At 44.5% G+C, this 11,666-nt stretch carries 10 protein-coding genes; all 10 read right to left on the bottom strand.

Annotated elements, in window-relative coordinates:
- Positions 1–141: 141 nt before the first annotated feature.
- Positions 142–966: an SDR family oxidoreductase gene (locus LZG72_RS13195; RefSeq protein ID WP_233872757.1), complete on the bottom strand. Its 825-nt coding sequence runs from the start codon at positions 964–966 to the stop codon at positions 142–144.
- The gene (locus LZG72_RS13190; protein ID WP_233872754.1) at positions 963–1,178 is read right to left on the bottom strand and encodes a hypothetical protein; all 216 of its coding nucleotides are present in this window, start codon (positions 1,176–1,178) and stop codon (positions 963–965) included. The genes LZG72_RS13195 and LZG72_RS13190 overlap by 4 nt, the downstream gene beginning before the upstream one ends.
- A 190-nt stretch (positions 1,179–1,368) precedes the next feature.
- A complete protein-coding gene (gene dnaK, locus LZG72_RS13185; protein ID WP_233872751.1) occupies positions 1,369–3,282 on the bottom strand; it encodes a molecular chaperone DnaK in 1,914 nt (637 codons plus the stop codon).
- A gap of 168 nt (positions 3,283–3,450) precedes the next feature.
- Positions 3,451–5,988: a phosphocholine-specific phospholipase C gene (locus LZG72_RS13180; RefSeq protein WP_233872748.1), complete on the bottom strand. Its 2,538-nt coding sequence runs from the start codon at positions 5,986–5,988 to the stop codon at positions 3,451–3,453.
- 146 nt (positions 5,989–6,134) lie between these two features.
- Positions 6,135–6,479, bottom strand: a complete 345-nt coding sequence (gene rplT / locus LZG72_RS13175) for a 50S ribosomal protein L20 (protein ID WP_233872745.1) — start codon at positions 6,477–6,479, stop codon at positions 6,135–6,137.
- Positions 6,480–6,581: 102 nt separating this feature from the next.
- Positions 6,582–6,776 (bottom strand): 50S ribosomal protein L35, encoded by a 195-nt coding sequence (gene rpmI, locus LZG72_RS13170; protein WP_233872743.1) that lies wholly within the window; start codon positions 6,774–6,776, stop codon positions 6,582–6,584.
- Between the two features lie 118 nt (positions 6,777–6,894).
- The gene (gene infC, locus LZG72_RS13165) at positions 6,895–7,446 is read right to left on the bottom strand and encodes a translation initiation factor IF-3 (protein WP_233872740.1); all 552 of its coding nucleotides are present in this window, start codon (positions 7,444–7,446) and stop codon (positions 6,895–6,897) included.
- A 109-nt stretch (positions 7,447–7,555) separates the two neighbouring features.
- Entirely contained in the window at positions 7,556–9,499 is a 1,944-nt protein-coding gene (thrS, locus tag LZG72_RS13160; protein ID WP_233872737.1) for a threonine--tRNA ligase, read from the bottom strand.
- Between the two features lie 58 nt (positions 9,500–9,557).
- The gene (locus LZG72_RS13155) at positions 9,558–10,757 is read right to left on the bottom strand and encodes a lipopolysaccharide assembly protein LapB (RefSeq protein WP_233872734.1); all 1,200 of its coding nucleotides are present in this window, start codon (positions 10,755–10,757) and stop codon (positions 9,558–9,560) included.
- Complete coding sequence (locus tag LZG72_RS13150) at positions 10,747–11,646, bottom strand: class I SAM-dependent methyltransferase (RefSeq protein WP_233872731.1); 900 nt, start codon at positions 11,644–11,646, stop codon at positions 10,747–10,749. Before LZG72_RS13150 ends, LZG72_RS13155 begins: the two co-directional genes overlap by 11 nt.
- Positions 11,647–11,666 lie beyond the last annotated feature (20 nt).

The following is an 11,666-nucleotide window of genomic DNA, read 5'->3' as shown; positions in this document are numbered from 1 at the left end:
GAGTAACAAATTTATAGGAAGAATTTGTTAGCCGCCACATTTTAGGATCACGACTGAAGAAGTTTAACCAGAATCTTAGCATAAATAAGGCGTCCCTGATTCCAGAGACGCCTTATTTGTTCGTTGATGAAATATAATATCTTAGCCGTTGTCGGCAAATTCGGGGTACAAGGTCATACCACCGTCAATGTATAGCGTTTCGCCGTTCACATAGTCGGATTCGTCGGATGCAAGCCAGCCTACCGCTTTTGCCACATCCTGCGGTGTACCGATTCTTTTGTATGGAATTAAGTTTAATAAGCTTTTGTATTGCTCGGGATCCGACCAGACTTCTTTATTGATCGGAGTTTTGATCGCTCCCGGGCTCACTGAGTTTACCCGAATTTTATGAGGCGCCAATTCCTGGGCGATGGATTTCATGAACATCATAATACCACCTTTTGAAGCAGCATAATTCACATGTCCGGCCCAAGGTATAATATCGTGTACCGAGCTCATCATCACAATCTTACCAATGGAAAGTTCACTATGGGAAGCTTCTGTATCCTCTTTTGCCTGCGCAACGAATTGCCTCGCCGCAGCCCGGCAACAAAGGAACATTCCGGTGAGGTTCACATCGATCACTTTCTGCCATTGCTGCAAACTCATTTCCAGAAACGGTGAATCTTTTTGAAGACCGGCATTACTAACCAGTACATCAAGCCGCCCGAATTTGGAGATCGTCTCGCGGAAAAGCGCCAGCACATCGTCTTCACGACTTACATCTGCCTGGACCAGGATTGCACTTCCGCCGTTAGACAATATTTCATCCAGCGTTTGTTGTCCCTCCTCCGGACTTGAGCTGTAATTTACGACGACATGCGCCCCCTGATTTGCAAAATAAATGGCGCAGGCTTTGCCTATTCCGGAACTGGATCCGGTTACTATGACTACCTGATCCTTAAATTTCAATTCGGGGCCGATCATATCATCTCCTTTTCAAATGACTTTAATTTTTTCCAGACATTCCTGTTCACATTTTTAACCGCCCAGTTTTTTGCAATAAGAATTGCTTTGGACACAGCTTCGCGGGGCGAAATGTTATTAGCTCTTAAAAGTTCCTGCGCAATTACAACCGCTTTTTCTCGGGTTGTGGGAGATAAGTACATCAACTCAGGTAATGCGATCCTTGTGTCCATACGTTAAAATGAATTTTAGTTACAGGTTTTAAGATTGATGAAGTGTATGATTCGGTTTATAAAAAGTGATGCCAGCAAAATTCGGTATTTGTTCATCACGCTGATAGACGTTCAATGACCCCATTTTGCTGCAACGGGTGTAAAAAAAATCCCCATCTTATTAAGGACGGGGATTTTTAATCTGAAAGTCTTATTTAACTTCCTCGAAATTAACATCCGTCACGTCGTCGGTAGCGCCTCCATTATCTGCTGCTCCCGCGTTACCAGGGTTTCCACCCGGTGCGCCTCCTGGCTGACCTTCGCCACCCTGAGCATACATTTCCTGTGAAGCGGCCTGCCACGCGCCGTTCAATTTTTCCATTGCAGTGTCGATACCAGCAAGATCCTGGCTCTGATGTGCCGTTTTAAGCTCACCCAGGGCACTTTCTATCGCTGATTTGTTTCCTGCCGAAAGTTTATCGCCAAATTCTTTCAACTGTTTTTCAGTCGAGAATATCAGGCTGTCTGCTCCGTTGATCTTCTCAATTTTCTCACGTTCCGCTTTGTCAGCAGCCTCGTTCGCTTTCGCTTCTTCACGCATTTTAGTGATCTCTGCATCCGTCAAACCGCTGGAAGCTTCAATGCGGATTTTTTGCTCTTTATTGGTTCCTTTATCTTTTGCAGATACATGAAGGATACCATTTGCATCCACATCAAACGTCACTTCGATCTGCGGTGTACCGCGTTGCGCTGGTGGAATATCGGACAAATGGAACCGTCCAAGTGTCCGGTTTTGATTCGCCATCGGACGTTCTCCTTGCAACACGTGGATCTCAACGGATGGCTGGTTATCAGCAGCAGTCGAGAATGTCTCTGTTTTTTTAGAAGGAATGGTTGTGTTTGCATCAATCAATTTGGTAAACACACCACCCAAAGTTTCAATACCCAGCGACAATGGAATTACGTCGAGAAGAAGTACATCTTTCACTTCACCAGTTAAAACGCCACCTTGAATCGCTGCACCAATTGCCACAGCTTCGTCGGGGTTAACGCCTTTTGAAGGCTTTCTGCCAAAGAATTTCTCAACTTCTTCCTGTACACGTGGGATACGCGTAGACCCACCAACTAAAATAACTTCGTTGATATCATTATTTGTATAACCCGCGTTTTTCATGGCTCTTTTGCAGGGCTCCATCATTCTTTGGAACAAGGTGTCTGCAAGTTGTTCGAATTTTGAACGAGTCAAGGTGCGAACAAGGTGTTTTGGTATCCCATCAACCGGGAATATATAAGGTAAGTTGATTTCAGTCTGGGTAGAGCTGGACAATTCAACTTTTGCTTTTTCAGCGGCTTCTTTCAGACGTTGAAGCGCCATCGGATCTTTACGAAGATCAACCGCCTCATCTTTCTGGAATTCGTCAGCAAGCCAGTTAATGATCACCTGGTCAAAGTCGTCACCACCTAAGTGTGTATCACCGTCGGTAGATTTTACCTCGAAAACGCCGTCTCCCAATTCAAGAATGGATACATCGAAAGTACCACCACCCAAGTCAAACACAGCGATTTTCATATCGAGGTGTTGCTTGTCAAGACCATATGCCAAAGCAGCAGCAGTAGGTTCGTTGATGATACGTTTCACATCAAGACCTGCAATCTGACCCGCTTCTTTAGTAGCCTGACGTTCTGCGTCATTGAAGTAAGCCGGAACGGTAATCACCGCTTCTGTAACTTCCTGACCAAGATAATCCTCGGCAGTTTGTCTCATTTTTTGCAAAATGAATGCAGAAACTTCCTGTGGAGTATATAACCTGTCTCCGATGGGGATACGAGGCGTGTTGTTAGGTCCTTTTTCTACGCTGTATGCAACCGTTTTCATTTCGCCGGTTGTATCATCGTATTTTTTACCCATAAATCTTTTTATGGAGCTGATAGTATGCTTGGGATTCGTGATCGCCTGACGTTTGGCCGGTGCTCCGATTTTGCGTTCACCATTATCCATGAATGCAACCACAGAAGGAGTTGTGCGGGCACCTTCGCTGTTTGCAATGACAACCGGCTCATTACCCTCCATGACAGCCACGCAGGAGTTCGTTGTTCCTAAGTCTATGCCAATAATTTTTCCCATTGTTCTATATTAATGTTTAGTATAATTTGATTCTGTAATGTTGAGCAGAAACCGCCAAAACGTGCGGTTACTTCGAGTTCTACTAAAAACCCCGTACCAGAATATTTTACACAAAACAGAAATGACAAAGTGTCAGGCCGCTCCCGACCTGACTTTTTCGGGATAGGATCAGCTTAGCATCTTACCCATAAATGGGTCGCTCAGGCTCGAATGCCCGGTTTCTACGTGGCCCGCATAGCGGCTCAGAAACTCGGGATCTTCCTCGATCAGAATGGAGAAATCGTACCAATTGGCATTTTTTTCAAGTTGCAGGGAAACCTGCACAATATTTCCTTGGGAGTTTTCGAAATTAACTACCTGATCGTTAGCGCCGTATGCATTATCCCTGATGATAATGGTCTGATTTGACTCAGCTACCGATCTGGTTAGTTCGATGACCAGGATGCCTTGTGATTTTTTATTTTTATCGATCGAGTAATGACTTCCGACTTTAACTCCCGAGCCATTCCTTGAACCCTTGTATTCTCGCATGAAGCCATTTGGCCCGTAAACGATCAAATGGTATTTCTGATCTGCAAAATCGCTTAATTTCCAGGTTCCGGTCAACGCGTCTCCTGGCTTTACGGCGTAATTCCAGACTTTCATTGGTTCTTTTTTATATTTACCAGGTGCATAAACCATGTACGGAGCGCCGGCGGACTTGTCCTTAAACATGCCATTTCTGGCTTCCAGCTTAATCTGAAATGCAGTTTTGTCAGAGTTCAGCGCGCCATCAGCATATAGTTCATACGGAATTGCACGAGCAGGTCTCGTCCCTTTTTCCTGTTTTGGCATCACGGGCGACAGACGAGGATCTATATTAATTTGTGCGATCTCCTTTTCTGTTAATGCTTTATAGCCGTTTGGAAGCTTTTTAAATTTTGCATTATAAATGCCTTCCATAAATTCATCTCTCTCCAGGAAAGTTGGCAGTTGCATTTTTTCGCCGTTATAAGGAGTAAAAGTGGAAGTAAGATCCCCGCAGATCGTACGCCGCCATTCACTGATATTGGTTTCTCTAATACTCTTCCCTGATTTGTGACTGACAAACTTCTCGAGGAATTGCAAAATAGAAGTATGGTCAAAAACCTCCGAACAGACATTCCCGCCACGGTTCCAGGGAGAGGCAACCACGAGAGGTACCCGGTAACCCAGACCAATCGGGCTTTCCCGGCAATCTTTTTTCGGCTTCTTAGTCATATCCTGTTCCAATGTGACGAATTCCGTTTTACAATCAATGCCTTCGGATACAGCACCTGTATCTTCCTTATACGGATTGGGAACGGAAAATGGCGGAATGTGATCGAAATAGCCATCATTTTCGTCATAGCACAAAATAAAAATGGTCTTTTTCCAAACTTCCGGATCAGCAGTAAGAATGTCCATCACTTCTGAAACATACCAGGCGCCATACCAGGGAGACGTGGGGTGGTCGGAGAAGTTTTCGGGAGCTACCAGCCAGGAAACCGTGGGCAGTCTGCCACTTTTCACATCCGAGCGGAATTGGTGTAAAATATCACCTTGCGGAGCCTTTGCTTCGTGCTCGATATCCCCATCCATATATTTGACGGTAGTGATCTTTCGATAGTCCGGGTCTTTCTTGTTTGTGGTAAATGCTTTGTTGTGGATGTTTTTGCTGCGTTGCGATAGTTTTTCAAAATTCTCCGGACTCCATCTCACCAGTTCTTCCTTCGCCAATGCCAGCAACTGTTCTTTTTCTTTAAGTGATTTAGTAAGCTTCTCGGCATCCTGTCCGGCAGCAGCTTCTTTTAATTTAAATCTTGCCTCCTCTATTTCGCGAGGCAAATTAGCTTGTCGTTCCTTCAAATAGGTTTGGTATCCCGTATGAAAGCGTACATTATACTGACTGAACCATTCGATCGGATTGTCCGTAAAATTGGCAAGCCAGGAATCTTCTTCCCCGACAAACCCGGTTGAAATACTGAGCTCGTTCTGATAGATTTTCCAGGATACTCCATGATCTTCAAGTCTTTCCGGAAAGGTTGTCCAGGAAGCTTCCGCGTCATCGGACACGTTTTCATTCCGCACGTTGGCATAATGCTTCGGATCAGGATTTTCCCGGATCGTGCCCGACCATAAATACAGTCTGTTTGGAGTTGTTCCGGTCAAAGACGAGCAAAAATTTTGGTCACAAACGGTAAATGCGTCCGCTAATGCATAATAAAATGGGATGTCTTCACGGTTATAGAATCCTTGCGTCAAAGGCATTTTGGAATAATCCTTATGGCCTGCTTGCTTCGCGATCAGCCATTTATCGTACTTTCCATCATTCCGGGCATCCACCTGATTCGTCCAGGAATGCGGCAGAGAGCCCATCCAGGTTGCATTCGATTCCCGCATATTCAGCCGGAATGGCACATGGGTTTCGCCAAATGCATTGGTTTGTAACCATACCAGATTCTCGTTGGGAAGCTTTATCGCCCGCGGATCATTAAAGCCGCGAACACCTCGTAATGTTCCGTATGAATGGTCGAACGAACGGTTTTCCTGCATCAGGATTACGACATGTTCAGCGTCAAGATAGGTACTGCCCTTTTTTGGGTCAATCGCAAATGCTTTTTGAATGGACGCGGGTAAGGTGCTGAACATTCCGGCAGCACCGGTGAGCATGGTTGCCTTTTTGATAAATTCCCTTCTGGATTCCATAGAACAGGGTTGTGGGTTTCAAACTTTATGAGTAGTACCTGACAAGGCTACTAAAGTACCAACCTTTCGCTATTCGGGGAATTAATAAATTGTAAAGAGAGAAGTAAGGGGCAAAAAAAATCCCGCCGGAGAGGCGGGATGCTGTTTTATTTTACCTGATCAACGATTGCTTTGAAAGCTGCCGGATGGTTCATCGCCAGATCGGCCAGAACCTTTCTGTTTAGCTCAACGCCTGCTGCACTGAGTTTACCGATGAATGCAGAATAAGATAATCCGTGTTCACGGGCTCCTGCGTTGATACGCTGGATCCACAAGGCGCGGAAATTACGTTTTTTCTGTTTACGGCCTTTGTATGCGTAAGCCAAACCGCGTTCTACTGCGTTTTTAGCAACGGTCCATACATTTTTACGACGGCCAAAATAGCCTTTCGCAAGTTTTAATACTTTTTTACGTCTTGCACGTGAAGCGACGTGATTTACTGAACGTGGCATAATTTAAACTGTTTTTGATAATCGGCGCTCTGTTGAGTCTTAAAAGCCTTTCATCGGGTTGAACAAAGAACCTGAATGGTATTCACTCTTAATGGCTTTGGATTATTTTCCAAGCATTGCCAATACCTGCTTGTGGTTAGACTCATCGATAAGACCAGTTTTAACCAAACCACGCTTGCGCTTGTTTGATTTTTTGGTCAGGATGTGACTGTGGAACGCGTGTTTACGCTTAATTTTTCCAGTGCCGGTCAGCGAGAAACGCTTTTTAGCTCCTGAAATGGTTTTCATTTTAGGCATGATTCAAAAATAATAGTTGATAAAATATAAAACAGCGCGCGAAATTAGCCAAAATGTTTATAAAATGAAAATCGTGGCCCCGGTAAATCCGAGACCACGATTTCTATATATGTGATAATCACTTACTCTTAACAATAGGAGCAAGGATGATTGTCATTCTTTTTCCTTCCAGTTTTGGCTCCATTTCCAGTTTTCCAAATTCAGCCAGTGCCTCGGAGAATTTTTTCAAAAGATTCACACCACGTTCTTTAAACACAATCGTACGTCCCACAAAATGGACATAGGCTTTTACTTTTGAACCTTCTTTGAGGAAATTAATGGCATGTTTCAATTTGAAATCGAAATCATGATCATCTGTGTTAGGGCCGAACCGGATCTCTTTAATAACCACTTTCATTGCCTTCGCTTTGATCTCCTTCTGCTTTTTCTTCTGCTCGTATTTGAACTTCGAGTAGTCGACCACTTTGCATACAGGCGGAACTGCGGTAGGTGCAATTTCAACCAGATCAAGGCTTTGTGCCTTTGCAATTGCTCGGGCTGCACTAATTTCAACTATACCTGGTTCGATATTTTCTCCTACCAGGCGTACTTCTTTTGCTGTAATTCGTTCGTTAATTTTATAAGGTTCTTCAGGAACTCTTAACCGTCCACTAGGGGGTCTTAATGCCATATAATTTGGTTTGGTGTTTTTTTAGTTTTTGGTGGAAATCGAAAAAGCTAACACTATGGAAACAAAAATAGTGCCTTACTGACAGAATTATAGTAAAAAGTTAAAAAAATCAAATTATGCTAGCTTCTTTTTTGAAAAAGCCTGCAAATTCTTCAACTGTCATGCTTCCAAGATCTCCTTCTCCTTTTCTACGTATCGATATTTTACCTTCTGCCATTTCTTTTTCACCCACAATGAGCATAAACGGAACTTTGGTAACCTCCGCATCACGGATTTTCCTTCCAATCTTCTCGTCCCGGTGATCTACAAATCCGCGGATGTCGTGATCCTGCAATTTGAAAAATACATCCTCCGCATAGTCAGCAAACTTTTCGGAGATCGGCAAAATGGCGATCTGATCCGGAGAAAGCCACAATGGAAATTGTCCCGCTGTATTCTCGATTAAAATTGCAATGAATCTTTCCATTGATCCGAAAGGCGCACGGTGGATCATTACCGGCTGATGTTTCTGGTTGTCGGAGCCGGTATATTCCAGTCCAAAGCGTTTCGGCATTTGATAATCAACCTGGATTGTACCCAATTGCCACTTTCTTCCCAATGCGTCACGCACCATAAAATCAAGTTTCGGGCCGTAAAATGCAGCTTCACCCAGCTCGGTAACGGTGCTCAGTCCACGCTCCTGGGCCGCTTCGATGATCGCATTTTCAGCACGTTCCCAATCCTCGTCTTTTCCAATGTACTTTACTTTGTCATTTGGATCACGCAATGAAATCTGGGCGCTATAATCCTCAAAACCCAGTGATTTGAACACATAAAGTACCAGATCGATCACACGCACAAACTCTTCTTTCACCTGATCCGGGCGGCAGAAAATGTGTGCATCATCCTGTGTAAAGCCACGAACGCGTGTCAAACCGTGCAGCTCGCCACTTTGCTCGTACCTATAAACCGTTCCAAACTCCGAAAACCGCAATGGGAGATCTTTGTAGGAGCGGGGAGAAGTTTTATAAATCTCGCAATGATGCGGGCAATTCATTGGTTTTAAAAGGTATTCCTCGCCAACATTCGGTGTTTTAATTGGCTGGAAAGAATCCTTCCCATATTTATCCCAGTGCCCGGAAGTCACGTAAAGTTCTTTGCTTCCGATATTCGGGGTAATAACCGGCAGATAACCTGCGCGGGATTGTGCCTTGCTCAAAAACGATTGAAGCCTTTCACGAAGCATTGCACCTTTTGGCAGCCACAATGGAAGTCCCTGACCCACTTTTTCGGAGAATGCGAACAATTCCAGCTCTTTCCCGAGTTTCCGGTGGTCGCGTTTTTTGGCTTCTTCCATTAATGTCACATACTCTTCCAGCTCTTTTTGTTTTGGAAAAGTAATCCCGTAAATGCGGGTTAACATTTTGTTTTCCTGCTTGTTACGCCAGTACGCACCTGCAATATTCGTCAGCTTTACAGCTTTTATAAATCCTGTATTCGGAATGTGAGGTCCGCGGCAAAGGTCGGTAAATCCACCCTGCTCATATAATGTAATGGAACCGTCTTCAAGTCCGTCGATCAGTTCCAGTTTATATTGATCTCCTTTTTCAGTAAAGTATTCGAACGCGTCCGCTTTGCTGATCGGCTTGCGAACATACTCGTTTTTCTGGCGGGCCAGTTCAAGCATTTTCGCCTCGATCTTTGGAAAGTCGTCCTGCGAAAGCGTTTGCTCGCCAAGGTCCACATCGTAGTAAAAACCTTTTTCAATGGAAGGCCCCGTTCCGAATTTAACGCCCGGGTAAAGTGCTTCGAGAGCTTCGGCAAGTAAGTGGGCTGAAGAATGCCAGAATGTCGATTTGCCATCCTCGTCATTCCAGGTCAGTAGTTTCACCAGAGAATCCTCTGTAATCTGACGCGTAGGGTCCCAAATTTCATTATTGACTTTCGCTGCGATCACATTGCGCGCCAGTCCTTCACTGATACTGAGTGCGATTTCGAGTGCGGTTACACCTTTTGGGTAATAACGCTCACTTCCATCCGGCAGGGTAATTTTTACTTGAGACTCGTCTTTCATTCAAAATTTATTCTATGACTGTAATTCAATGGCTTTGGGAAAGCTGTAAAGTGCAAATCTATTCAATTTTAGCTTTTCGTGACGAGTCAACCCGGATATTTGTCGTACCGCGTGGCTGTATCGTCCTGATTTGGACGCGTGACGTGTCGAGCAGTTTATAACCCGTACCTTGCTTTTCTTCCGGATAGTACGAATCGTATAGACCTTCATTTTCACGCTGACGGATCCTGTACAGCCCATATCGCGCATCCTGATCGCCGGGCGCTACTACCAGCGCAGTGCCATAATATCCTCTGGCTTTCTCAAAATCCCCGATTTTTTCATAACAAAAACCGAGCATATTATTGATTTCTTTCGACTTCGGCTGCTTTTTATAGAGTTTGTCGAGAGCTGATACCGCCCGGTAATACTCGCGGATTGAAATCCCGGTCGTGGCAATTTTCATTAATGCATCATCGTAGTCGGGATTGAGCCTTGCTGCTTTCTCATAATTTAAAAGAGCAGTATCTGGTCTGGCGAGATTGGTATATATTTCTCCGCGCTCAAAAAATAAGGTGGCTTTTGAAGGAAAACGTTGAATAGCCTTTTCATTGATAGCAAGCGCTTTATCAATGTTTTTAAGTTTTATCAAAATGTCGGTACTCCTCTCGTAGGCCCTGAATAACCTCGGATTCACATTCATCGCATAGTCGAAACTGGACAGGCTGGCAAGTGAATCTCCTTGTCGCGCCTGCAACATTCCTTTGACAAAATAGGCCGAACCATCGTAGGGAGCCATTTTTAATGCCTGGTTCAGATATCCCGCCGCTTCTCCAAAACGGTTTTTCGCCTGTAAAATGTCGGCAAGCAAAACGTACAACTCCGGGCTACTTTGCTGCAATGCCTCTGCCCGCTGCGCATCCTCTAAGGCATTATCAATTTTATCGAGTTCGCGGTTGATTTTTCCTCTCAGCAGAAAGTACTCGCTGATATTATCCTGCTCGTAAATGGATTCATTAATGTCGTCCAGCGCCTCATTATATTGTTCGCGGTCGAAGTAAATTCGGGCGCGTTTAAAATAGTTTACATCTGAGTCAATTCCACGGTTTATAAGTTCAGTCAGCGACAGTAATGCGTCGTTTTCCCACTGCGTTCTGGATTTTTTTACAGTCGGCGGGATACGGGTTGCATTACGTGCATCACTCTGGCACGACTGGTTTGCAATCGTGAGAATGACCAGGATAATAACCGTGAAAAGTGTAGACCGATCAAACTTCATGCGTATCTTTTTGATCTGAAAATCTGGAAAAAACACCTAACGGAAGTTTCTTTCCAAATGAGTCTGGGATAAACAATTCGCCAAATTCGTGACCATCCTGCGTTCCAAAATGAGCCTTGATCAGATTTTCAACGATCAATGCAGAAAAACCTAGCGAGTACAGATTGATGATAAAAAAGTAATTTTCCTTTTTTAAAAGCAATGCGCAAAGCCGCAAAAGTTCATTCAGACTTTCTTCCAGCAGCCATTTTTCACCATCCGGACCTCGGCCATAAGCCGGTGGATCAAGGATAATGCCATTGTACTGGTTACCGCGCCGCACTTCTCTTTGTACAAACTTCATCGCATCTTCCACCACCCAGCGAATATTATCCAGTCCGCTAAGTTGCATATTTTCCCGCGACCAGCTGATTACCTGCTTGATAGAATCCACGTGCGTCACGTCCGCGCCCGCTGATTTCGCTGCCAGCGAGGCAATTCCGGTATATGCAAATAGATTCAAAACCGATGGTTTCTCCTCGGGCATTTGTTTCAAAGTCTTTGTAATGTAATCCCAGTTAGTAGCCTGTTCCGGAAAAACGCCCACGTGTTTAAATGAGGATAAAATCAGTTTCGACCGCAGATGCAGGTCTTTTGTACGATACTGAAAAACCCATCGCTCGGGCATATCGCCTTTTGAAACCCACTGTCCTTTTTCCTGTGAATTTTTATCTTTTTTGAAAACGGCATTCGATTGCTTTTCCCATTCTTCCTCAGAAAGCGATTTGTCCCAGATCGCCTGCGGCTCGGGACGTGACAATATATAAGGTCCAAATCGTTCAAGCTTTTCAAAGCGCCCGGAATCGATGAGTTGGTAGTCGGTATGTTGGTCTGGTGAGAGAAGAAGCATTTTGGGAGGTTTTTAGCTGT

Origin of the sequence: Dyadobacter sp. CY323, assembly GCF_021390245.1 — a bacterium.
In the GTDB taxonomy this organism is placed as follows: Bacteria; Bacteroidota; Bacteroidia; order Cytophagales; family Spirosomataceae; genus Dyadobacter.
The sequence above is the reverse complement of the archived record's forward strand: the minus strand, read 5'-3'. Positions and strand labels throughout refer to the sequence as shown.